The sequence below is a fragment of the Shewanella sp. 125m-7 genome, from assembly GCF_052977045.1.
Genome location: NZ_JBRILQ010000007.1, coordinates 60,766 through 84,166 on the forward strand (window position 1 = coordinate 60,766; position 23,401 = coordinate 84,166).

At 43.8% G+C, this 23,401-nt stretch carries 18 protein-coding genes; 12 read left to right on the forward strand and 6 right to left on the reverse strand.

The window, feature by feature from the left end:
- Positions 1–173: 173 nt before the first annotated feature.
- From ACVBIL_RS05090 to ACVBIL_RS05100, 3 genes are all read left to right on the forward strand, one after another.
- The gene (locus tag ACVBIL_RS05090) at positions 174–2,141 is read left to right on the forward strand and encodes an alkyl/aryl-sulfatase (RefSeq protein ID WP_447165909.1); all 1,968 of its coding nucleotides are present in this window, start codon (positions 174–176) and stop codon (positions 2,139–2,141) included.
- A gap of 510 nt (positions 2,142–2,651) precedes the next feature.
- Positions 2,652–2,906: a YfhL family 4Fe-4S dicluster ferredoxin gene (locus tag ACVBIL_RS05095; protein ID WP_447165910.1), complete on the forward strand. Its 255-nt coding sequence runs from the start codon at positions 2,652–2,654 to the stop codon at positions 2,904–2,906.
- A 259-nt stretch (positions 2,907–3,165) separates the two neighbouring features.
- Complete coding sequence (locus ACVBIL_RS05100) at positions 3,166–4,884, forward strand: RluA family pseudouridine synthase (RefSeq protein ID WP_447165981.1); 1,719 nt, start codon at positions 3,166–3,168, stop codon at positions 4,882–4,884.
- A gap of 186 nt (positions 4,885–5,070) precedes the next feature.
- Here ACVBIL_RS05100 and ubiT read toward each other — a convergent pair whose 3' ends face one another.
- A complete protein-coding gene (ubiT, locus tag ACVBIL_RS05105) occupies positions 5,071–5,583 on the reverse strand; it encodes a ubiquinone anaerobic biosynthesis accessory factor UbiT (RefSeq protein ID WP_447165911.1) in 513 nt (170 codons plus the stop codon).
- Between the two features lie 132 nt (positions 5,584–5,715).
- Between ubiT and ubiU the strand changes: the two genes are divergently transcribed.
- Positions 5,716–6,717 (forward strand): ubiquinone anaerobic biosynthesis protein UbiU, encoded by a 1,002-nt coding sequence (ubiU, locus tag ACVBIL_RS05110; protein ID WP_447165912.1) that lies wholly within the window; start codon positions 5,716–5,718, stop codon positions 6,715–6,717.
- A 9-nt stretch (positions 6,718–6,726) separates the two neighbouring features.
- Complete coding sequence (locus tag ACVBIL_RS05115; RefSeq protein WP_447165913.1) at positions 6,727–7,590, forward strand: U32 family peptidase; 864 nt, start codon at positions 6,727–6,729, stop codon at positions 7,588–7,590.
- A gap of 31 nt (positions 7,591–7,621) precedes the next feature.
- Here ACVBIL_RS05115 and ACVBIL_RS05120 read toward each other — a convergent pair whose 3' ends face one another.
- Entirely contained in the window at positions 7,622–8,257 is a 636-nt protein-coding gene (locus tag ACVBIL_RS05120; RefSeq protein ID WP_447165914.1) for a DUF998 domain-containing protein, read from the reverse strand.
- Between the two features lie 414 nt (positions 8,258–8,671).
- On the opposite strand from ACVBIL_RS05120, the gene ACVBIL_RS05125 reads away from it, so the two are divergent.
- The 4 genes from ACVBIL_RS05125 to ACVBIL_RS05140 all read left to right on the forward strand — a co-directional run bounded on the left by ACVBIL_RS05125 (position 8,672) and on the right by ACVBIL_RS05140 (position 14,771).
- Positions 8,672–10,216 (forward strand): methyl-accepting chemotaxis protein, encoded by a 1,545-nt coding sequence (locus ACVBIL_RS05125; RefSeq protein ID WP_447165915.1) that lies wholly within the window; start codon positions 8,672–8,674, stop codon positions 10,214–10,216.
- Positions 10,217–10,573: 357 nt separating this feature from the next.
- On the forward strand, positions 10,574–11,929 hold the full coding sequence (locus ACVBIL_RS05130; RefSeq protein WP_447165916.1) for a YjiH family protein: 1,356 nt from the start codon (positions 10,574–10,576) through the stop codon (positions 11,927–11,929).
- Positions 11,930–12,091: 162 nt separating this feature from the next.
- Positions 12,092–12,976: a UDP-2,3-diacylglucosamine diphosphatase gene (locus tag ACVBIL_RS05135; RefSeq protein WP_447165917.1), complete on the forward strand. Its 885-nt coding sequence runs from the start codon at positions 12,092–12,094 to the stop codon at positions 12,974–12,976.
- A gap of 46 nt (positions 12,977–13,022) precedes the next feature.
- A complete protein-coding gene (locus ACVBIL_RS05140) occupies positions 13,023–14,771 on the forward strand; it encodes a GNAT family N-acyltransferase (protein WP_447165918.1) in 1,749 nt (582 codons plus the stop codon).
- A 155-nt stretch (positions 14,772–14,926) separates the two neighbouring features.
- Here ACVBIL_RS05140 and ACVBIL_RS05145 read toward each other — a convergent pair whose 3' ends face one another.
- From ACVBIL_RS05145 to ACVBIL_RS05155, 3 genes are all read right to left on the reverse strand, one after another.
- Positions 14,927–16,285 (reverse strand): NCS2 family permease, encoded by a 1,359-nt coding sequence (locus ACVBIL_RS05145; protein ID WP_447165919.1) that lies wholly within the window; start codon positions 16,283–16,285, stop codon positions 14,927–14,929.
- Between the two features lie 489 nt (positions 16,286–16,774).
- Positions 16,775–18,010 (reverse strand): DEAD/DEAH box helicase, encoded by a 1,236-nt coding sequence (locus ACVBIL_RS05150; RefSeq protein WP_447165920.1) that lies wholly within the window; start codon positions 18,008–18,010, stop codon positions 16,775–16,777.
- 92 nt (positions 18,011–18,102) lie between these two features.
- Positions 18,103–18,819, reverse strand: a complete 717-nt coding sequence (locus ACVBIL_RS05155) for a hypothetical protein (RefSeq protein ID WP_447165921.1) — start codon at positions 18,817–18,819, stop codon at positions 18,103–18,105.
- A 446-nt stretch (positions 18,820–19,265) separates the two neighbouring features.
- On the opposite strand from ACVBIL_RS05155, the gene ACVBIL_RS05160 reads away from it, so the two are divergent.
- From ACVBIL_RS05160 to ACVBIL_RS05170, 3 genes are all read left to right on the forward strand, one after another.
- Positions 19,266–20,453, forward strand: coding sequence for a BamA/TamA family outer membrane protein (locus ACVBIL_RS05160; RefSeq protein ID WP_447165922.1), 1,188 nt, complete (start codon positions 19,266–19,268; stop codon positions 20,451–20,453).
- A gap of 208 nt (positions 20,454–20,661) precedes the next feature.
- Entirely contained in the window at positions 20,662–21,216 is a 555-nt protein-coding gene (locus tag ACVBIL_RS05165) for a YgjV family protein (RefSeq protein ID WP_447165923.1), read from the forward strand.
- A 259-nt stretch (positions 21,217–21,475) separates the two neighbouring features.
- Positions 21,476–21,850 (forward strand): PilZ domain-containing protein, encoded by a 375-nt coding sequence (locus ACVBIL_RS05170; RefSeq protein WP_447165982.1) that lies wholly within the window; start codon positions 21,476–21,478, stop codon positions 21,848–21,850.
- Between the two features lie 130 nt (positions 21,851–21,980).
- Here the strand turns inward: ACVBIL_RS05170 and radA are convergent, their stop codons facing one another.
- Positions 21,981–23,354 (reverse strand): DNA repair protein RadA, encoded by a 1,374-nt coding sequence (radA, locus tag ACVBIL_RS05175; protein ID WP_447165924.1) that lies wholly within the window; start codon positions 23,352–23,354, stop codon positions 21,981–21,983.
- Between the last annotated feature and the right edge of the window lie 47 nt (positions 23,355–23,401).

The following is a 23,401-nucleotide window of genomic DNA, read 5'->3' on the forward strand; positions in this document are numbered from 1 at the left end:
CACTACAATAGGCCCGAAACTCGGGCCTTAATTTTATTTATCCAACATAAAATCATTGCCCGTCCCTAATCTACATTAGCCATTGATAATTCAATCACTTCTGGTTAAGTTAATAACACTTTGCTCACAATTTCCACATCTCATTCAGTTCTCCGTTATAAAAGGAATTTATAATGATTAGATCCAAGCTTCCCCTGCTAATAGCATTTTCTCTAGCGTTACCTCACTCAAGTATTGCAGCAACGCAATCAAAACCCGCAACCGAATTTACCAAAACAGAAAATGCTGCCGTCCTTGAGGCACTGCCCTTCAGTGACAAACAGGATTTTAAAAATGCACAGCGGGGCTTTATTGCTAAACCTGACACTGTCACCATTAAAGATGCACAAGGCAATGTCGTTTGGGATCTTGAACAATATAAAAGTTATATCAGTATCGATAAGGATGCCCCTGATACTGTTAACCCTAGTTTGTGGCGTAACTCGCAACTCGTAATGCAGCATGGTTTATTTGAAGTCACTGAAGATATCTATCAAATTCGCGGATTCGATCTGACCAATATCACGTTTATTAAGGGCAAAACGGGTTGGATTGTCTTCGATCCGCTTATTTCACCCGAGACTGCCAAAGCTGCGCTTGATTTTATCAATGAGCAACTGGGTGAACGCCCGGTTGTTGCCATCATCTATAGCCATAGTCATATCGATCACTATGGCGGTGCCACCGGGATTGCAACGGCAGAAGATGTCGCCTCGGGCAAGGTACAAATTATTGCCCCCGAGCACTTTACCGAACACGCGGTCTCAGAAAATGTGATTGCTGGTAACGCCATGGGACGACGCGCAGTATATATGTATGGTGCCTTACTGCCTCGTAATGCTAAAGGGGGGGTCAATGGTGGCCTAGGGATGACGGTGTCAACAGGGCTTGCGGGCCTATTACTGCCAAGTCATGAGATCACTAAAACCGGTGAAATGCTCAACATTGATGGGGTTAATATGGAGTTTCAGCTGACTCCAGGCAGTGAAGCACCTGCTGAGATGAACACCTGGTTTCCAGACATGAAAGCACTATGGATGGCTGAGAATTCCACTAACACCATGCACAATATCTTAACCCTGCGCGGCGCTCAGGTACGAGATGCCTTGATTTGGTCAAGTTATCTGGACGAAACAATAGATACCTGGGGACAGCAAGCTAAAGTGAAGTTTCAGAGTCACCACTGGCCAGTATGGGACAGTGAAAATATCATTCCATACTTTAAAAAGCAGCGTGATATTTACAAGTTTACTCACGACCAATCTGTTCGCTTGATGAATCAAGGTTATACAGGCGAAGAGATCTCCGAAATGATAACGCTTCCAGCAGAACTTGAGCAAAATTGGCCAACACGGGGATATTACGGCACCTTACGCCATAACAGCCGCGCAGTATATCAAAGGTATATGGGCTGGTATAACGGTAACCCTTCCAACCTCAACAACCTACCACCTGAAATGGTTGCGAAAAAGTATATGGAGTTTATGGGAGGCGAAGCTGCAGTGCTCAAGAAAGCACAGGTTTCATTTGATCAAGGAGAATATCGCTGGGTCGCAGAAGTGATGAAACATGCCGTATTTGCTAACCCTGACAGTCAGCCCGCTAAAGAGCTATTAGCCGATGCTTTCGAGCAGCTTGGCTATCAAGCAGAATCAGGCCCTTGGCGCTCAGTGTATTTGCAAGGCGCTTATGAGCTAAGGAACGGCGTACCATCGGCTGGAGGCACACAAACAGCAACACCTGATACCATTAGAGCGATGACACCTGAGATGTTGTTTGATTTCTTAGCAGTAAGGTTAGATTCAAGCAAAGCTGAAGGTAAATTACTTAATATCAATATTGATTTTACCGACCTTAACAGCAAGTACACGCTGACATTAGAGAATGCAGTACTACACCATAGTCGAAATCAAGTCGATAACCCTGATGTGGCTTTAGAGATGACGATGGAAACCATGAACAGTATTCAGCTTAAAGAGCTCAGCTTCGATGACGCGATTAAAAATGGCTCAGTAAAGCTTACGGGTGACAGGCAGCAGTTTAAGGCGTTTCTCACCATGCTAGATGATTTCAACTTCTGGTTTAACGTAGTGACGCCATAAAAGCTGAGTAAAACATTAGTCCAGCAAATAGATTTTAGCTCAATCGAGCTAATTTCTAATTTTGATACGAGTGCTATGCTCTAAGAACTAAGAGTTAAGAGCTAAGGATGAAAATGGTTTCATTCTTAGCTCTCCAAGGTTTTACCCCTTATAGCAGTCTTTAACGCCGTAACACACGATTGTATCTGTGAGCCTGAATAACAAGTCCATAGCTTTGTCATTTCACAACTGCCATCTTGTAATCAGATAAGCTAGGTTTGCCCTTACCCTGTGATATACTTGAGTTCAAGAGACTTTACTCCATCCTTTTTTCGGTACGATTTTTTCGCTAATTTCATACGAAACTTCACCAAACTTGACTTAAGTTTGTGTTGCTATTTTGTGTTACTGAAATAGGGGGGATCAACGTGATGGAACCGCGGTCAACCGGACAAAAGAAAAGCTATTACCATTATAAGGAATGTACGTAAGCGCTTGTTATGAATAATTTTTATAAGGCATATTAATTAGATGGCATTATTAATCGACGACAGCTGTATCAACTGTGACATGTGTGAGCCAGAGTGTCCGAACCAAGCTATCACCATGGGTGAAGAGATCTATGAGATCGATCCTATACTTTGCACCGAATGCGTCGGTCATTACGACAAACCCACTTGCATCTCCGTTTGCCCTATCGACTGCATCGCTGTTGACCCAGACCACAAAGAGTCTGACGATGAGCTATTAGTTAAATATCATATCATCACGGGCAAGCCAGTTTAATCGGCCTCTGTTGATGATAAAAGTGGAGCCTAATGGCTCCACTTTTATTGTTTAACGCATCATAAAGCTATAGCGGAACATCTCGCCCCGACTAATGACATCATCGGCGTGACAGCGTAAAATCTCGCCTCATTATTACCGTGCTAGCCCAGTTTAATTGGATTCGATTTAATTTGATTAAGTTTGCTTAAGTTTGATTTAGGTTAACCCAATTTAGTTTAGCGCTCGTTTATCCTTCCCAAAAAGATGTTAGATGCCCATGTACTCAGCTCAGCACTGCTTTACTCGTTTCAAATCTGCTATCGATAGCTATGAGCTACCGCAGCGCTTTACCTTTCCTTTTTATTACGAGCCACATCCACTGTGTTTATTGGCCGCGAAAGAGTTGCAAACCTATCTGGGTACGCAAACAAAATGGCAGCATAACTTTGGTTTAGAGACTCGGTTAGATGAAGGTTTAAGCACAGACAAAAACAGTGCTATCGGCAAAATGTTCGGGGTATTGCTGGTTCGCAATCCACACGGTGAACTTGGCTATTTAGCCGCGTTTTCCGGAAAATTAGCCGAACAAAACCTACTCAATGGCTTTGTACCACCGGTTTTTGATATGTTGGCCGAAGAAAGCTTTTTTCATGCCGGTATGCTGGCGCTTAATCAATTAACTGAACAGCTAAAAAATGCTGAAAAAAATCCTGATATAGCAACGCTTACCACAGAGTTAAAGCGATTACTCGACCAGTCAAATCATGAACTAGAAGCATTTAGAGCACTGATTATTGAAAATCGTAAAGCACGTAAATTACGCAGAGCGGTAGCAGACGCACAACAAAACCAGACTATCTTAAGTGAGCTTAATATCGAGTTAGGTAAAGAAAGCGTCGCCGAGAAGTTTCAACTCAAGGCAATTAAGCAAGCTGGAGATGAACAATGTAGTGAAGTATCAAAGCAGCTTAATGACCTACTTGCACAAATCTCGCAATTAAAAGCCACCCGCGCCCAACAATCTAACCAGTTACAGAAACAGATCTTCGCCCAGTATCAATTTTTAAATCAAGCGGGTAAGTTAAAAGATCTCAACCAGATCTTTAAAGACAGTCCAACCGAGCAGCCACCAGCGGGTGCCGGTGAGTGCGCAGCGCCTAAGCTACTGCAATTTGCTTTTAGCCAAGGCTATACCCCATTGGCTATGGCTGAATTTTGGTGGGGCGCATCACCAAAGTCTGAGATTAAACAACATATGAACTTTTATGGTTCTTGTCAGGGTAAGTGCCGGCCTATTTTAAGCCACATGCTTGAAGGCGTTGCAATGGATGCCAATCCTTTGTTAACCAATCCTGCCGCGGGCAAATCTATCGAGATAGTATATCAAGATGAAACGATAGTGGTGGTTAACAAACCCGCGGAATTTCTCTCTGTACCCGGCAAAAACATTACCGACTCTGTGTATGCCCGAATGAAATCGATGTTTCCTCAGGCTACCGGTCCATTGATTGTGCACCGCTTAGACATGTCGACCTCTGGGTTAATGGTGATAGCGCTTACCCGTGACGCCAATAAGTCGCTGGCGCAACAGTTTATTGCCCGAACAATAGAAAAACGTTATATAGCCCAAGTCGCCGGAGTTGTGCAAGGGGAGCAAGGCGAAATTAACTTACCGCTGCGAGGTGACTTAGATGACAGACCACGCCAACTGGTGTGTCATGAACATGGTAAACATGCCCATACCCTATGGCAGGTAAAATCTCGCAGTGCGAAACATACCATGCTATATCTGTATCCTCATACAGGGCGAACCCATCAACTTAGAGTGCATTGCGCTCACCATAATGGCTTACACCTGCCTATCATTGGCGATGATCTTTATGGCAGTAAATCGAATCGATTACACCTCCATGCTCAAAGGTTAATCCTTAATCACCCTGTGACCAAGGAGCGTTTAACCTTTGAGCTTGATGCTGACTTTAACTTAGAGGCTTAGCCTCTTGCGTTAGGAGCGTGGCGTTAGGAGCCTAGCATTAGGAATGTAACCTCTGGAGTTTGCTTCATAAGTGTGGCTTGAGCTATGCCGTTTGAGGAATGCGGCTTAACCTAAAGGTTAGCCCACATTCCTAGACGCTTAGCTTAGCCCTTAGTCTACAAGCGCTGAGCCTATACCGCTAAGGCGTTACGCAAAACTCGGCTGTGCTTTCGCTTGTAAAGATTGTAGCGCTTGCGCCAACTTTTCAATTGTCACTCTAATCGCTACCGGCATGGCATCAAATTCGACGCTTAACAGTAGGTTTTTAACTTCAAGTCCAAGTTCGGTATCCCCTTCGATGCAAAGCTTACGCTGGAAAAATAGGGTATCAGGATCTTCTTTAGCCGCCGCGATCAATAACAGCTCTTTAGATTGAGCAGTAAAAGTCACTTCAGCGCTTTGCAACTGACGAACTTGCCAGCATTTATCAAATGTCACTTCGAAAGTTAATCCTAAGTCTTCAATGTTAATCGCAACCCAACGCCCTTCTAAAAAGCTCAATTCATCATCTTCAGCTTGCTCGGCAAGTAACAAGCCTAAGATGCGCTTTAGTAGCTCAGCTTTCATCGCAAACGGCACAATGGCTAAAGGACGAGCAATGGCTTTAGGCCCAATTTCGAGTATTTGTTGCGCTAACTTGTTAGGAAAAAAACCTTGCATGTAAATATGTATCCAAAATGTGGCAAAGAAAGGAATTTTACCTAGCTTTTATGATCACAAACCTGTTTTACATCAAAAATATGATCTTCATTCCCTTTTAAACTCCTGTTTCATTATTTTTGGAGCTACCACATGGAATTGCTGTGCCCCGCGGGAAATCTCGCCTCTCTCAAAACCGCCCTCAACGCTGGAGCTGACGCGGTCTATCTGGGTCTAAAGGACGATACCAATGCACGGTCGTTTGCAGGGTTAAATTTCACGCCAAAAAAACTTCAGCAAGCAGCTGAATACACAAAAAAATGTGGCAAAAAAATATTTTTAACCATTAATACCTTTCCAAAGCCTGGTGAAGAAAGCCGTTGGTATCAGGCTATCGACCTTGCCGCAGATACCGGTGTCGACGCATTAATCATGGCTGACTTATCGTTACTCGATTACGCCCATAGCAAATACCCTCATCTACCACTGCATCTGTCAGTACAAGCGAGCGCCACCAACTTAGGGGCACTTAAGCTGTATAAAGAAGAATTTAATATTGAGCGCGCGGTACTGCCTCGTGTTCTGTCGATGAAGCAGGTACGCGATTTGGCTAAGGTCACACCGGTTGACCTAGAGGTTTTCGCCTTTGGTAGCCTGTGTATTATGGCCGAAGGTCGCTGCCACCTCTCTTCTTATGTGACGGGTCAATCACCGAACACCGGCGGCTCTTGCTCACCCGCTAAGCACGTACGCTGGCAAGAAGATGGTAGTAACCGCTTAACATTACTAAACGATGTACTTATCGATAAATCAGGACTAGATGAGCAGATGGGTTATCCGGTTGTTTGTAAGGGCCGTTACACCACAACTGAAAATAGCAAACCTAGCCATATCCTTGAGTCACCAACCAGCCTCAATACCTTAAGCCTGCTACCAGAGCTTGCCAAAGCTAACGTGGTATCGCTAAAAATAGAAGGTCGTCAACGCAGCCCAGCTTATGTTGAACAGGTTACTAAGGTGTGGCGCGCTGCTATCGACAGCTATATGTCAGCGCCAGAAAAGTACCAAACACAGCAGTCTTGGGAGCAGGCGTTAGCAAAAGTCTCTGAGGGACAAACGACCACTCTTGGCGCTTATGAGCGTAACTGGCAATAAGGATTAATAATGAAAACGTCACTCGGACCATTGCAATATTGCTGGGAAAAAGAAAAAGTTAACGAGTTTTATCAGCAGGTTGCACAAAGCAATATCCCACTGGTTTATTTGGGCGAAACGGTCTGTAGCCGTCGTCGCCAGCTTAAGTTTTCAGACTACTTTGTAATAGCACAGATGCTAAAGGAGTCAGGTAAACAAGTGGTGTTATCGACTCTTGCCCTGCTAGAAGCGCCGTCTGAATATACCGAGCTGCAAAAACATGTTGATAACGGCGAATTTATTATCGAAGCCAATGACATGGGTGCGGTGCAAGCAGCCAAAGAGCGTAACTTACCCTTTGTCTGCGGCCCAACCGTCAACAACTATAACTTTGCAACCCTAAAGAAACTGCACCAGTGGGGTATGCAACGTTTTGTAATGCCGATTGAACTGTCGAAAGAGTGGTTAACTCATGTTATTGAGTCAGAAAAACCACTCCCTTTTGAAGTGGAAGTCTTTGGTCATGGCTATTTGCCACTGGCTCACTCTGCTCGATGCTTTACCGCTCGCCAGCAGGGACTGCAAAAAGATAATTGCCAAATCGTGTGCTTGTCTCACTCTAAAGGGTTGCTCGCCCAAACTATGGATGATCAACCTCTACTTAGGCTAAACGGTATTCAAACCCAATCGGCAAGTTTGATTGATCTCTCAAATGAGGTTGAGCAGATGAAACTGATGGGAGTCGATTACTTTAGAGTGTCACCAAATAGCCTAGGCAGTATAGCAATTGCAGAAAACGTCCTGCTTCAACCAACAACCGATAAAGACTTATCTTGTAACGGCTATTGGCACCAATCAGCCGGATTTAGCCAGATTTCAACACAGTGTAAATAACGCGTTGGGACATTAAGCTAAGTGAGTCGTGCTAACGGTATCTTGTATTTAGATCCTTAACCACCAAAGCACTCCATAATAAAAAGGTGGCTACGCCAATCCATTGCACTATGGCTGGCCACCACATTTCGGGACGAGATGGGTCCACTAGCATTTCGTTAAAAAATTCCCCATTGCCTTCCGTTAAATTTAGCGCGAGTAGCGGGAGCAACAAAAAAGCAGCCATAGACAAAAATGCAAACGCCCCACAAATATGACTCAAAACTGAAAACGTTGGCTCTGCAGACATAAACTGAAAAGTCGCATAAAACATCAAGCTACAACAGCCAAAAATAAAGAAGTATTTGATAGCGATGGTATGTAAGTGGTAGACATTAATCGGAAAAAGACCCGTCGCAGCAAAGGCTAAATAGGTCAGTCCAAGACTGATGAAAAAAGGGTAACGCCAAACTGAGTCGCCAAGTTGAAGGCTCAGTAAGCAAAATAGCACTACACACAGGCCGCCAAAAAACAGCCCACCATTGACGATAACGGCATAACGAGAGTGTCCATAACTGCCTAGCTCACTCAATGTATGGTTTAAAAAGCTATATCCCTGACCGTCAAAGTGCTCGAACATCACAATAGATAGCACTAGGCCTAGTACTTGGCCAAAAATACCCAGCATGCCAAACCTAAACGCTAACCTTGACACTTTATTGTATTTTTTAACGAGCATAGTTACCTAATTAACCTCTTTATTAACGTTTATTAATGTATATCGAATTGGCTTACTGTAACGAGGTCTAGCTCAGAGTTTTAATAAACATTTATGACACGGAAATGTAACGCATTTGTTATTTCTATAGCCTACGAAACAGAATATCAAGCCTTTTACTAAAAACAATCTAAAAATCATAGGATAAAAAGATTTTAAACCCAAAAAGTTAGCTTAAATCAGTCAACAAACGTGTTATTCAAAAAGATATACAAAAAATCACATCCGACAATTTAAACAAGTGTATTAATGAGATACCCTACAACATTGTGTTAATGCATTGCTGTGGAATTGCGATGCTTTTTGCTGTCACACGGAATAATAATGACAAGAAAACAGGTAAGCCTTATCAATCAGGAAGTTAAGTTAACCCCGACAGATCAACTCATATCGACCACTGATAGACGCGGTGTTATCACCTACGTAAACCAAAGGTTTATTGAAGTGTCAGGCTTTAGTGAAACAGAGCTTATCGGCAACAATCATAATATGGTTCGTCATCCAGACATGCCCAAGGCGGCATTCAAAGAGATGTGGAGTAAATTAGAAGCGGGCATATCTTGGCGCGGCGTGGTTAAAAACCGCTGTAAAGATGGCCGATACTATTGGGTCGATGCATTTGTTTCGCCCTTATTTGAAAAAGGTCAGCTCATCGGCTATCAATCAGTTCGCATGGCGGCAAGCCCCCAACTCACCAATAAAGCCACAGAAATCTACCAGCGCCTCAATCAAGGTAAACGTGTCGATGATCCCATCAGCTTAGCCAATAAGAGATTGCTCTCAGCAATCTGTGCAAGTACTGGGCTATTGATTGCCGGTGCAATATGGGGCTGGGCGGTCATCATTGCAGGCATCATCTTAATGGCCGTCAACCTGGCCATTTTTTATGACGAGGCGTTTAAAGTACCTGCAAGATTAATGAAGATGAAACAAGAGTACGACTCTATCAGCCGCTTTATCTATTGTGGTCGTGACACTTCATCTTTACTCGATTTTCAACTTATGATGAAAGATGCCAAGCTACAAGGCGTGCTTGGTCGCTCACAAGACAATGCCGAGCATATTGAAGATATTGCGAGCCAGTTAATCGCAGCGGCACAACAAACCCATGTTGGTCTCAATCTTGAGAACCAGCAGATAGAACTTATTGCCAGTGCCACCGAAGAGATGGGATCGACGATTAGTGAAGTCGCTAAAAATACCCAATCAACTTCTGAAAGTATTCAGCAAACCTATCAAGTTTGTCACGAAAGCCGTGAGAAAATGCAGCAAAATGCTATCAGCATTAATCAACTATCGGATTCTGTAGCAGAGGCTGCCGCCAATGCTAACTTGCTCAATAAAGAAGCAGAGCTAGTCGCAAGTGCGATGTCAGAAATTGACTCGATTGCCGAGCAAACCAACTTGCTCGCGCTAAACGCGGCGATTGAAGCTGCGCGCGCCGGAGATCAAGGTCGAGGGTTTGCAGTGGTTGCCGATGAAGTCAGAGCGCTATCGAGTCGCACTCAGCAATCAACGACCAGCATATCGAAAAGCGTCGATAAAATGTTTTCCATGCTAACCGAATGGTCAAAGCAGATGGATAACAGTAAATCTAAAGCATTATTATGCAGCCAAGATGCCGAAAAATCCGCTAATAAAATCGATACCATCTATCAATCAATGAAAGAAATTCAAGCTTTAGCGGTACAAAATGCGGTTGCAGCCGAGCAACAAACCTTAGTTGTCGGTGAGATTAACCAAAATATCACTCAAATTAGCCAGGCATCGAGTGAAAACCTATGCGCGGTTAATCTAGTTGAGGCCTCTGTTAAAGAGTTAAAATTCAATGCGGAAAAAGCAAAATCTTTGAGAAAAACATTTAGTTAAACCTTCTGTAAAAAGTCATTTCGCCGTCACAACATAAACGTGACGGCGAAAACGACATACAAGAAATTAACATCTGAGCATCAATTGCAAACATCTGTTTTAAAAAGATTTAACCGCAAAAAAGTTTTGTGCTTTTCTGCAAACTTCCGATACAATATAAATAATCATATTGAGCTAATAACTATTCGCCAGTAGTGAATTACACTACATAATAATAGAATGGTGTTATTAAGATATTTTATGGCGGTTCGCTCGCCAACTAACAGTTGAATGGATATTCAATAACTTATCTGTTTATGCATAGACGTCTGTTTATTGTCATTAAGCAAAAACTCGTTATTTAGGGTGTTAATTAAAGTGTCAGAAAAACAAACCCACAATATTAAAACAGTAATCACCTTCATCGTGCCGTCTTTGATTGGTCTACTGCTGTTTATGATGCCAATCAGTTATCAAGATGCCCTCACGATCCCTATCGCGATCATCTCGAAAGGATTACAGAATCTATTGAGCGGTGTAATCGTCGCAATGGTGACATTTGTTGTTATCTTCACAGCGATTGCTTCGCTTCTGACCAAAGTGTTTCAGCCACAATTTATTGTTAAACATCGTTTTCTTAACTCGTTATTTAACGTCAGCCCTATCTGGTTAGTGGTGCGTTTACTTGGCGCAATCTTTATCACGCTAACCTTCTTTGGTGTTGGCCCTGAGGCCATACGCTCAGGCGGAACCGGGGCGCTGGTTCTAAATGACCTGTTACCTGTGCTGTTTTCAGTATTCTTATTTGCAGGTATGTTGCTACCACTACTTCTGAACTTTGGCCTTCTTGAGTTACTAGGCACCATGTTAACCAAGGTTATGCGCCCTATCTTTAACCTACCAGGTCGTAGTGCTATCGACTGTCTGGCGTCATGGTTAGGCGACGGTAGCGTCGGGATCTTGATGACCACCAAGCAATATGAAGCCCGCTTCTATACCCAAAGAGAAGCGGCTGTGATTGGTACCACTTTCTCAGCGGTTTCAATCACCTTCTCTCTCGTTGTGATCTCTCAGGTTCAATTGGAGCATTTGTTCGTCCCTTTCTACCTCACAGTGTGTCTTGCTGGTTTTGTTGCCGCGATAGTGGTACCTAAACTGCCACCACTTTCTTGGAAGAAAGACATCTATATTGATGAGACGCCTCGTCACTCTGATGATGAAATGATCCCTGAAGGCTATAACGTATTTACTTGGGGTTTGCATCAGGCACTTAATAAAGCGTCTCAAGCTGGCGGAGTTAAGCACACTTTGATTGATGGTGTGAAGAACGTCGTCGATATGATTTTTGGCGTGATCCCTGTGGTAATGGGTATTGGTACTATTGCCTTAATGATTGCCGAATTCACCCCAATTTTTGAATACTTAGGAATGCCTTTCATTCCACTGCTTGAGCTATTACAAGTTCCTGAAGCGACTGCCGCGTCAAAGACGATTATGGTTGGCTTTGCAGACATGTTTATCCCTGCAATTTTAGCCAGCTCTATTGAATCAGACATGACCCGCTTTATTATCGCAACCTTGTCTGTGACTCAGCTTATCTACATGAGTGAAGTGGGCGCATTATTGATTGGTAGCAAAATTCCGGTCAACTTCTTAGAGTTGTTTGTGGTGTTCATTCTTAGAACGCTAGTGACTTTGCCTGTTATTGCTGGCGTGGCTCACCTCATTTTCTAATTCGACAACATCAAGTCTAAGTAAAAGGAGCGATTTATCGCTCCTTTTTTATGCCTGTATACAAACCGCTCTCTCTTGTCATAAAGCCGCCATAAATAGTTCATCAAGCAGTCAATAAGCCGTTCTAGTCTAACTGCAAATAATCGTTTAAATGGCAAGCCGATGAGCAATAAGCCGAGAAGAAAAGCACGTTTAACCACCACATCAGCAATCAGCCCTATTCTCCCTGCCACTGCTCAGCCCAGTTTCAATGCAGTATGGTTATCCGATGTGCACTTAGGCAGCAAAGACTGTAAAGCTGAGTACCTATTACAGCTACTTAAACACATGCAGACAGAGTCTCTATATCTTGTAGGCGATATCTTTGATATTTGGGCTTTGAAGCGGCGGGTTTATTGGCCTGAATCCCATAATCTCGTGCTGCAACAACTGCTAAAAATGGCTAGAGATGGGGTCAACATTGTTTATATTCCAGGTAACCACGATGAAGCATTAAAGCCATATAACGGTTTTCACCTTTGGGATTTATCCATTGCGACCGAATATATCCACACCGGAGTGACTGGCCGAAAGTTGCTTATGCTGCACGGCGATCAGTTTGATTCACAAGTTTGCATAGGCCGCGCTTACGCAAAGCTGGGCGATCACCTATATGACCTCTTACTGCTTCTAAACCGTGGACTACACAAGCTCCGCACGTGGTTTGGCTACCCATACTGGTCCTTAGCCAGTTACGTCAAGCTACGTATCAATAAAGCCCAGCAAGCCATTAACGACTATCAGGCTGCAGTTGTGCGATACGCTAAACGTAAAGCTGTCGATGGCGTGATTTGTGGCCATATCCACCAGCCAGCACTAAATATCAGCCAGCATACGCTTTATGCCAACGATGGTGATTGGGTGGAGAACTGCACCTTAATCGCCGAATCCCTGCAAGGCGACATTCAACTGCTGAAGTGGAATGAAACCACCGCAGAGGCCGAGCTTATTAAGTCCCACTGTTTTGATGATAACCAGACAACCACTACTCAGCAGCGTGTTGCTTAAGCCAGTTAAGCGTAGTTAATCAAGTGAACTCAATTTAGGTGAACTCATGATATTTACCGTCGACAATGTAGTAGAACAAAAGCTGCCAAAAATGAATAAAAACCCCTGGTTATCAACACCGACAAAAGCCATGTTGCGCTACCTATTAAACGAAAAAGAGTGTAACGCTATCGCTACGCAGTTTGCCTATTTAAAAGGGGTGGACTTTGTTGAGCAGGTACTTGCCAGCTTTAACTTTAATTACTCTGTACCAAACAGCGAAATAGAAAATATCCCCATTGAAGGCCGCGTAGTAATCTACGCCAACCACCCGATTGGCTCCCTCGATGCACTCGCCATGATAAAGCTCATTAGTAAAGTCAGATCCGATATTAAAGTGGTCGCCAACGAGTTATTAATGGCACTCGAGCCCATGCATTCGATACTACTTCCAGTACGCAATATGACGGGCGGCACCCCAAAGCAGCACCTAGATAATATCCATCAACACCTTAAAAATGAGGGGGCGGTATTAATATTCCCCTCAGGGGAAGTTTCACGACTACGCCCCCAAGGCGTTGTCGATCTACATTGGCATGCTGGCTTTGTTAAAATTGCCAAAGCTTGCCAGGCGCCGCTATTACCCATGTATGCTGACGCTAAAAATTCGGCTGTTTTTTACGGCGCATCAATGATCTACAAACCGCTAGCGAGCTTGCTCTTGATCAAAGAGATGTTTAAGCAAGCGAAGAAAACCATGCCCATTCGTATCGGCGAACTGATCCCAAAAGAAGTCGTAAACAGTACCGACTTTCCGTTAAAAACCAAAGTGAAACTGCTGAAAAACCACCTCTATCGCATAGGCAAAAACCGCAGCCCTTTATTTAGCACTCAAAGCGCCATCGCTCATCCTGAGCCTCGTAAAGAACTACAAGCAGCATTACATCAATGTGAATTACTTGGTGAAACTCAAGACAATAAAAAAATCTATCTATATCAACATAAACAAAGCAGTCCAATTATGCGTGAAATTGGCCGCCTTAGAGAAATCGCCTTTCGGGCCGTCGGCGAAGGCAGTGGTAAACGCCGTGATACCGACAAATACGATGCCTATTATCAGCACTTAGTCTTGTGGGATCCGAGTGTACTCGAAATCGTAGGCTCCTACCGTTTTGCAGGCGCTAAAGAGGTGCATAAAATACAGGGGGAAGATGCGCTATATAGCCAGTCTCTATTTCACTATCATGATGATTTTGCTCCGTACTTTGAGCAAGGGTTAGAACTAGGACGCAGTTTTGTGCAGCCTAAATATTGGGGGAAGCGCAGCTTAGATTACCTTTGGTTTGGCATTGGTGCATTTTTGGTACGTAATCCGCAATACCGTTACTTATTTGGGCCTGTATCCTTGAGCGATCAAATTCCCGTTCGCGCCAAAGAACGCTTAATCCATTTTTACCAAACCCAGTTTGCCAGCAAGCAAGTACTCGCTCACTCCTACAGCCCATTTACTTTTGGTGTAAACCGCGAAATAGAACTTGAACAAGGCAACTCTCATTTAGATTACACAGAGGGCTTTAAGCAACTGAAGCTAACAATGGCAAGCATGGACAGCGCCATTCCAACACTTTTTAAACAATATGGTGAGCTGTGCACTCAAGGTGGGGTAACGTTTCTCGATTTTGGCATTGATGTCGAATTTGGAGACTGTATCGATGGTTTGGTGTTAGTAGACACTCACAAATTAAAGCCGAAGAAACGTAGTCGCTACTTGGATTGCCACCGACCAGAGTTACAACTTGGCGATGAGATAAAATGAGTCTTAACTTAGCCATTAACTTAGCAGCCAATTTAACCTGTGAACTTAACCCACTAATTTAGCTCTGTGGGGCTAACAAGAGACAAAAAAGCCAGTCAACAAGGACTGGCTTTTTTACGCCTGTTAATATGGAGGCTAACTCTATTTCGTTTAAGCTAGATAGCCCAGCCGCCCATATAAAATGCCACTAAACCAATAGTAATAGCCAGTACACCAGGCTTTATTTGACGCCATTCACCGCTGCATAGTCGGCCAATAACCAGTGTCACAAAACCAAGCATAATACCGGTGACGATATTACAACTAAGAATAATAAACACGGCGCAGGTTAGGCCTGCCATCGCATCGACTTTGTCGTTGAAATCTAGCTTAGTTACGTTACTTAGCATTAATAGACCCACATACATCAAGGCCGGTGCTGTTGCGTATGCTGGCACCAAGTAGCTTAATGGCGCGAGGAACATCATGATCAAGAACAGTGCGCCAACGATGGTTGCGGTTAGCCCCGTCTTACCACCTGCTGCGGTACCTGCTGCTGATTCGATATATACCGCAGCTGGCGCGCCGCCTACAGCCCCCGCAAATATACTGCTTACAGAATCAGAGGTTAACGCTTTGCCACCACCGATAATATTATCTTTGTCATCCAGCAGCTCAGCTTGACCCGCCACAGCGCGAATTGTACCTGTTGCATCAAAAATTGCCGTCATCACCAATGCCAGAACAATCGGTAACACGACTGGGTTTAACGCGCCCATGATATCAAGCTGGCCGATAAGCGACTCATCAGACATCAGATCAGGAAAAGCAAAAAGCCCCTGATACTTAACACTTGGGTCGAACACTAAACCAAATACCGACAGTGCAATAATCACCAACAAAATACCGCCCGGCATGCCGCGGCGCTCAAGGCCTATGGTTGCTGCCAGACCGATAATGGTCGCGATAACAGGTAGACTATGGATATCACCTAGCGCGACAGGTAGACCTGTGTCGTTGGCAACAATCAATTGCACGCTGTTGGTGGCAATCAGCAATAAGAATAAGCCGATACCTATGCCTGTACCGTGGGCAATGCCCTTAGGTAGATTAGTCAGTACCCACTGACGTACGCCTGTAACACTCACAAGAGTGAACACAATACCCATCAAGAAAATGGCGCCTAGGGTCACAGGAATAGAGATCCCTTGACCGAGTACCATGCTAAATGCGGTAAAAGCAGTAAGTGAAATGGCGCAGCCAATAGCCATCGGAAGATTTGCCCATAAGCCCATTAGCAGTGAGCCAAACGCAGCAATTAAACAGGTGGCGATAAATACTGCACCAGTATCGAATCCCGCCGCACCTAACATATTAGGTACCACAATCACCGAATACACCATGGCAAGAAACGTCGTTAAGCCCGCGATCACTTCGCGTCTTAATGTGCTTCCACGGGCTGATATTTTGAAATAGCGATCCAAAATTGAATCGGCTGGAGTAGCAGGGCTTGCAAGAGTCTGTTCAGACTTCATAGTAGTGATACCTTTTGATCTCTTAAATAGGGTTAACCAATTGAGTTCAATTGGCCACTTGGCTATGGCAGGTAGAGCCCCGACGACAAATGTCGGGTGAGAGATCCACTTATATCTACTGCAACGAATAGCTAAACGAATAGCTAAACGAATATTTGGACAAAGTGACCTGCGAGCAATATGCCTGGTAAAATTTACTCTTACCAACACAGCCGTTGTTGGCGCGGAGTTTACAGCAATCAACAAGGGGGAAATAGCTCACTAAGAAATTTTTTGATTAGTATCAACAAAAAACAGGCCAAAAGCGTTTAACGTGAAGTTTTTGCAGGTCGAGTGCGCTTACGCTGTAAAAAGTAGCACTCAAGATTTACAACTGAGCACTTAACATTAGTACTTAACAATTAGTACTTAGGTCTCCGCCTTAAGCCTAACTCTTAAGTTAGGCTCTAAGCTTTACCTCCTAGCACGGCTTTTAGAATCGACGGCAACTTATCGGCGGCGATTATTCCCACCTAAAGCACGCTTCTTGGCTCTTTGGCGCTGCGCCGCTTTACTGTTTTTACGAGTCGTGGGCTCCACCTTAGTTAAATCGGGCTCAAACCCATCTAACCATTGCTGAGGCAAGCGTTTATCTAATACAGACTCCACCTCTTCAAGCAGTAAGGCATCATCTTCACTGTAGAGCGTTATCGCTTTACCTGTGTTCCCCGCACGGCCAGTACGGCCAATACGGTGGACATAGTCTTCTGCCACAAATGGAATTTCATAGTTAACAACGACCTTTAACTCAACAATATCCAAGCCACGCGCAGCCACATCGGTTGCCACCAGCGCTTTAATCTTACCTTGCTTAAAGTCATTAAGTACTTGCTCGCGTGCGCCCTGGCCTAAGTCACCATGAAACGCCTTAGCCTCGATCCCTGCGGCCAACATTTTTAGCGCGATAAGATCAGCCGTTTGCTTTTTACGGCTAAAGATCAGCACCTGTTGCCACGCGTTCTTATTAATCAGATGGCACAGAAGCTCTGTTTTACGCTCGCTATCAACAGCATAAACCACTTGCTCGATACTGCTTGCGGCACTGTTGGCTTTATCGACCTCTATTCGAATCGGCTTTTGCAGTAACTTTTTACTCAAGTCAAAAATGGCCGAGCTAAAAGTGGCTGAAAATAATAGAGTCTGACGCTTGGCTGGCAGTTGCTTTAAAATCGCATTAATTTCATCCATAAATCCCATGTCTAACATGCGATCGGCTTCATCAAACACCAAGTATTCGATATCGGATAAATTGAGTGTCCCACGGCGCACATGATCCAGTAAACGCCCAGGAGTCGCGACAATAACATCAACACCTGCCGCTAATTTTGACGCCTGTGCATCAATACTCACACCACCATAAATCACCATGCTGCTAATATCGGTATTCACCGCATATTGACTAACATTGGTATTAACCTGCACTGCAAGCTCACGAGTTGGCGTTAATACCAATACCGAAGCTTGCTTGGCCTGTTCATCAATAGTCGTTTTATCAATTAAACGCTGCAGTAAAGGCAAGGTAAATGCCGCAGTTTTTCCCGTCCCCGTCTGGGCACTTGCCATTATGTCGTGGCCAGCCAAAATAGCTGGAATAGCCTCAGCTTGGATGGCTGTTGGCTGCAGGTAACCTTTTTGTGCTATCACACTAAGCAGTTTTTCACTTAAAGGCAGAGATGAAAATGACACGTCGGTATTCCTTGATTTAAACATAAAAAATGACAGTGCAGTTTAATAGACGATTAAACCTTACTCTTCTTACTACAGGACTAAAAATAACATTAATTTAGCCACCAACTTTTATCTATCTTTGGCGTGTTCGGCGGCAGTGTCGGATTATCCAGGTTAAATTGGATCCGCTCCGCTAATTGCGCCTGCGACAATATCGTTTTGTGATGCGCTAAGAATAGACGCTTAAATGAACCATCTTTTAAAGCACGCTCTAGGCCCAATTCTATGCGCTCTGCTAACTTTTTATTATGCTTATTTACAAAGAAATAAACAGGGTATTCGTAGTGCAGTACAATATGTTTGTCGACCACTAAATTAGGGGCACTATCGCGATAAGTTATAACCTCATCCCATATTTCATTTATGCCGCGAGGAAAGTAGTCAAACCGCTTAGCACTTAACATCACAAACAAATTCTCGTATATCGGCTGCTTTTGTACCCGGATATTATTGTGCTCAAGGATCTTCATATCCGCCCAGTGAACAACAAATCCAGCCTCTGTTTGCCGTTTGAGTTGTGCTAAGTCTACAATCTTGCCAAACTTCTTCTGGTTATCTTTATGAATTAACAGTAAACGATGCCCCAGTATTCCGCGCATGATAGGCACTTTTACGGGTAAAAAATCTTGCTCTCTTGCCACGGTCGTTGCTAGAAATACCACATCAATTTTATTATCCGCCAACATCAGTAAACCGCGGCGTTGGGTAACGGACTCCTTTAAGCCCTCAAGCTTAGCCTCGCCATACTGACTTGCCGTTTTCTGCAATACTAGCTTCAATAACGCAATGCGATAATCAAAACGTGGATCGGTTTGATAATACTTAAGGGCCTTGTACTCTGATGACGGCTCGACGTGTTCTGTTTGTTCTGTTTGTTCTGTTTATTCTGCGCCATTAGCGCCGGCCTCAACAGGGTTCGAGAGCAACCCAGCCAATACCAAGGTTAAAAAACCAATATTAAAAATATTATTCATATACATGTATCAGAGGGGGAGCCTGAGCAATAATGATCAATCTATGTTGTGTCCGCCCTGTTAGCTCTGAATCGATAAACCCAATCGCGAGGTTCAATACCATCTATCAAGCAAAGCGTAACGTAAGCGATCTATTTTACCTTTGCCTGTTATCCATAAGCTATCGATTAACTGCTTTTTTGAATCTTTTTTACTATTTTGCGTATACTGAAGCTCCATAGGGATAAGGGAGAAATCAGATGTTTCTCAATAGAATAGTGAAAGTCGGTTTAATTTGTTTGGCTTGCTCGTCTCCATTGTATGCTAATGCCTCAATTGATTTTTTCGATCCGATCGACGGCTATTTTGACGCCGGAGAATATCTAGCTGAAAACGCCTATGGTTTTTTACCTGTACCCACTATCATTACCGAGCCATCTGTAGGTAACGGCCTTGCAGTGATGGGGATGTTTTTGCATGAAAGCCCTGAGCAACAACAGGCGCGCAAGGATCTTGCCACTCACTCTATCGATGGTGGAGCTCAGCTACTCACTCCAGGGATCTCAGTCATCGGCATTGGCGCCACTGATAATGGAACTAAAATGGGGTTTGCAGGACATAGGCAAACCTGGGCCCAAGATAGTATTCGCTATCTCGTAGGCGGCGGATACGGTGATGTAAACATGAGCTTTTATAGCCAAAGTGATTTCGCCCAAGATCTTGCGCTGGATATGAATATGCAAGGCTATGGCGTAGTTCAAAAACTTCAATATCGTATTAAAAAAAGCCCACTGTTTGTTGGCCTGTCACAAAAATACCTTAATCTCGATTTAAGCAGTCGCCGCGAATTTAGCGATATCCCGCCAGAGCTCATAGATCGTCTGCGCGCTATGATTAACACCTCGCCACGTGTTTCTTCACTTGGCGCGATCATAGAGTACGATAGCTTAAATAACTTTTTCTTACCCACCAGCGGTTATAACTATCTATTTGAATATGACTGGTTTAGCAAAGAGATTGGCAGCGACTATAACTACCAAACCTTTAACGCCAAAGGCAGCAATTATTGGCCTGTTAGCGCTAAGTTCACCTTAGGTGTAAAGCTGCAATATCAAGCCATTGAGAGTGACAACCGCTTACCCATCTTTACCTATCCATATATCGATCTGCGTGGCATTCCCAAAAACCGTTATCAAGGCCAAAATGTCAGTGCTGGCGAGGTACAACTGATGTGGAAAATTAACCCCCGCTGGATGCTAGTCTCATTTGTCGGCAGTGGACTTGCAGGCAAGAGCAATAGTGATATGTGGGATAGCGAACAGCAAAGTGCCTACGGTGCAGGCTTTCGATACACTATTGCGCGTCGTTATGGCTTACACATGGGTATTGACTTAGCCAGAGGCCCTGAAGATACGGCCTGGTATGTCAATGTAGGAACAGGATTTTAACCTGACCCAGATTATGTAGACCAAGCCTATTTAGGATAGGGTTTACCCGCACTAGTTTAGCTAAAGCGAATATTAAGTGTTCTAGCTCACAACTCGCTATAAAACTGAACAGTAAAAAACAAGTAAGCTGCTTAAGCTCACAGTTTTGCCGCGCAAAAAAACGACAATAGCACTCCGCTTTCTATTGTCTATTGGGTTTTGCTGTTTAGTGTTTGAGTTATCACATCATGCGTTATTTTGGGTACAGGCCTTAGGCTTCGTTTCAATGGCTATTGGCTGGTGGGCCAACGCACAAAAAAATGATCAACAGTTATTCTCAGGTAATCTTGTCGCCGCAGGCTTAACCGCTGCGCATTTAGGCTTACTTGGTAGCAGTCTCGGCATGTTCAATCAGCTACTTAATGTGGTGCGCTTTGCTACCCGCCGTTATCAATCAGGCGCCCATTGCAATCCGTTGTTGCCAATACTTTTTTCAAGCATTGCTGTTTTACAAGGTTTTTTGTGGGCCGAACATTGGAGTGAGTGGTGTGCAGTTGCAAGTGCGATAGTGATGAGTTTTGCACTATTTTACTCAAACGGCACAAAGTTACGCTCTGCGATGTTGGTCAGTAATATTCTTAACTTAACCCTTTCAGTCTACCTATTATCTTGGTCTGGCATGCTATACCAACTCGTGAGTATCGCTATTTTGACCTATAACTTAATGGTACATAAACAATTAACACATGACTCAGCTCAGTATGACAGGGCCACAGCTCAATAAACGTTAGTTAAATAAACAATAGCTCAGCAAGCTAGGCAGTTGATTATGTCGCGCCGCAAAGCCTAGTCGAATGTGACAATGAGCAAGCAGCCTAATCGCAAGATACTCTAGTCAACTCTAGTCAACTCAAGTTTATTCGCTCCAAATTTGTATAAGAATAATCAGTTAGCTTATGATTGCGCTAAAATGATGATACAAACATAGCCTATACACACAGCAGCTCAACATACTGCGGTGCTTGAGGAATGATATGGATGATATGGATGATAGACGGTTATTTTCTCGGTTAATTTTCACCACAGATGCCAAGCTAATTAACCATGATAATAGCTGGGAAACTAAGCTTGTGGACATTAGCCTTAATGGTGCTTTAGTCGAGCGACCTCAGGGATTCGCGCTAACTGATGCTCCCCTAACTCTCGAGTTTACCATTCAAGATTCTGAGGTCTGTGTGCAGATGCAAACTCGTGTGGTACATCAAAAAGACAATCAACTCGGTTTAGCGTGCCAATATATCGATGTCGAAAGTATTAGCCACTTACGCAGAATACTTGAACTTAACCTTGGTGATGCGACGCTACTCGACAGAGAGTTAGAACGATTGTTCGAGCAAAATAACAACACTAATACCTGATTAATACCTGATAATAGCAATCGTACTAAATAGGTGATTGGTATTATCCAGTGATCATCTGCCCCGACTCGATAAATATCAAACAAAAACGCCGCAATCATTTGCGGCGTTTTTGTTTGATTTAGTTGAACTAATTGATCAACTCAATCAGTTCATGAATGGTCTTCACCGGAATGATTTTAGCACCAGAACCTTCCATCGACTTATGGTAATTACGAAATGGAATATAGATCTCCGTAAAGCCATGTTGAACCGCTTCTTTAACTCTAGGTACGCCGCTATCGATAGGGCGTACGTCGCCATTTAAACTCAATTCACCCATGATGCAAGTCGTTCTTGGTACGACAAAGTCATTCAAACTACTGAGTAATGCTGTGACTAATGCCAGATCGATACAGGTCTCAGACTCATCAATTTTAAGACCACCAACCAAGTTAAAATAGGTATCGTGGAATATTTTAGTCTTAGTGTGCTTACGTAAAATACCGGTGAGCATCTTAATCCGGTTCATATTCAGCCCCACACAAACCCGCTGTGGAAACTCAGCCTCTGTTTCTGTGGTTAAGCATTGGATCTCAAGTAATAGGTTACGGTTACCTTTACGGATACAGGTAATCGCGGCCCCAGGCGACTCGGTTGTCGAGCCGGAAAGAAAAATCTCACTCGGGTTGTCGACACTGATCATGCCGCGTTCTGTCATTTTAAAAATACCCACGGTATCGACATCGCCAAAACGGTTCTTGTTCGCTCTAAGTGTGCGAATTTGTCCATCGTTACACTCGATATGCGTTAAACAATCGACGATATGAATAAGCGTTTGCGGGCCTGCAGTTTCATTATTCTTATTAACGTGCGCCACTAAAAACATAGTCACGTTATTTTGCTTACAATACTGAGTTAATGCTTGAGCGCTACTTTTCACCTGTGAAGGAGAACCTGGGCTACCGTTAGCGACATCGGTAACTACAGCTTGGATAGAGTCGATAACCGCAAACTTGATTTTTTTATCCTCAAGTTCAGCAATAATGGCTTCAACGCTGGTTTCAGCCATTAAATATAAATTGTCTTCGTTGTAATTTAACTTAAGGCGGTTCACACGATTCTTAAACTGAGACAATGACTCTTCGGCGGTACAGTAAAGTGACGGCATTAACTGCGACATACGTGAGACTAAATCCGATAAAATGGTAGTTTTACCTGCGCCCGGATCGCCAGAAATAATATTGACCGAGCCCGTGGTTAATCCGCCGCATAGCACACGGTCAAGCTCACCAATACCGGTGAGCATCTTCTGCGCTTCAAACTCTTCAACCTCTTTTAGCTTCTTTGAGCCACCGCCAACCGATCCCGCATAACCAGAAACGCTACTGCGAGCCGGCTTAGATGCGGAAATTTTAAGTTCGCTAATGGTATTCCACTCCTGACAAGCGCTACACTGCCCTTGCCAGCGAGGAAAATCTTGACCGCACTCATTACATACGTAAGCTGTTTTATTCTTTGCCATAACTCTTTTTAGATCGCGTAAAATCAGTAAAGTAACGCCAATATTGG

Bases quoted from the DNA above. Each gene is read 5' to 3' on its own strand.
- ACVBIL_RS05100 (WP_447165981.1), top strand. From the start codon at position 3,166: ATGTACTCAGCTCAGCACTGCTTTACTCGTTTCAAATCTGCTATCGAT.
- ACVBIL_RS05145 (WP_447165919.1), bottom strand. From the start codon at position 16,285: ATGAAGTCTGAACAGACTCTTGCAAGCCCTGCTACTCCAGCCGATTCA.
- ACVBIL_RS05125 (WP_447165915.1), top strand. From the start codon at position 8,672: ATGACAAGAAAACAGGTAAGCCTTATCAATCAGGAAGTTAAGTTAACC.
- ACVBIL_RS05140 (WP_447165918.1), top strand. From the start codon at position 13,023: ATGATATTTACCGTCGACAATGTAGTAGAACAAAAGCTGCCAAAAATG.
- ACVBIL_RS05095 (WP_447165910.1), top strand. From the start codon at position 2,652: ATGGCATTATTAATCGACGACAGCTGTATCAACTGTGACATGTGTGAG.
- radA (WP_447165924.1), bottom strand. From the start codon at position 23,354: ATGGCAAAGAATAAAACAGCTTACGTATGTAATGAGTGCGGTCAAGAT.
- ACVBIL_RS05160 (WP_447165922.1), top strand. From the start codon at position 19,266: ATGTTTCTCAATAGAATAGTGAAAGTCGGTTTAATTTGTTTGGCTTGC.
- ubiT (WP_447165911.1), bottom strand. From the start codon at position 5,583: ATGCAAGGTTTTTTTCCTAACAAGTTAGCGCAACAAATACTCGAAATT.
- ACVBIL_RS05115 (WP_447165913.1), top strand. From the start codon at position 6,727: ATGAAAACGTCACTCGGACCATTGCAATATTGCTGGGAAAAAGAAAAA.
- ACVBIL_RS05090 (WP_447165909.1), top strand. From the start codon at position 174: ATGATTAGATCCAAGCTTCCCCTGCTAATAGCATTTTCTCTAGCGTTA.
- ACVBIL_RS05135 (WP_447165917.1), top strand. From the start codon at position 12,092: ATGAGCAATAAGCCGAGAAGAAAAGCACGTTTAACCACCACATCAGCA.
- ACVBIL_RS05170 (WP_447165982.1), top strand. From the start codon at position 21,476: ATGGATGATAGACGGTTATTTTCTCGGTTAATTTTCACCACAGATGCC.
- ubiU (WP_447165912.1), top strand. From the start codon at position 5,716: ATGGAATTGCTGTGCCCCGCGGGAAATCTCGCCTCTCTCAAAACCGCC.
- ACVBIL_RS05120 (WP_447165914.1), bottom strand. From the start codon at position 8,257: ATGCTGGGTATTTTTGGCCAAGTACTAGGCCTAGTGCTATCTATTGTG.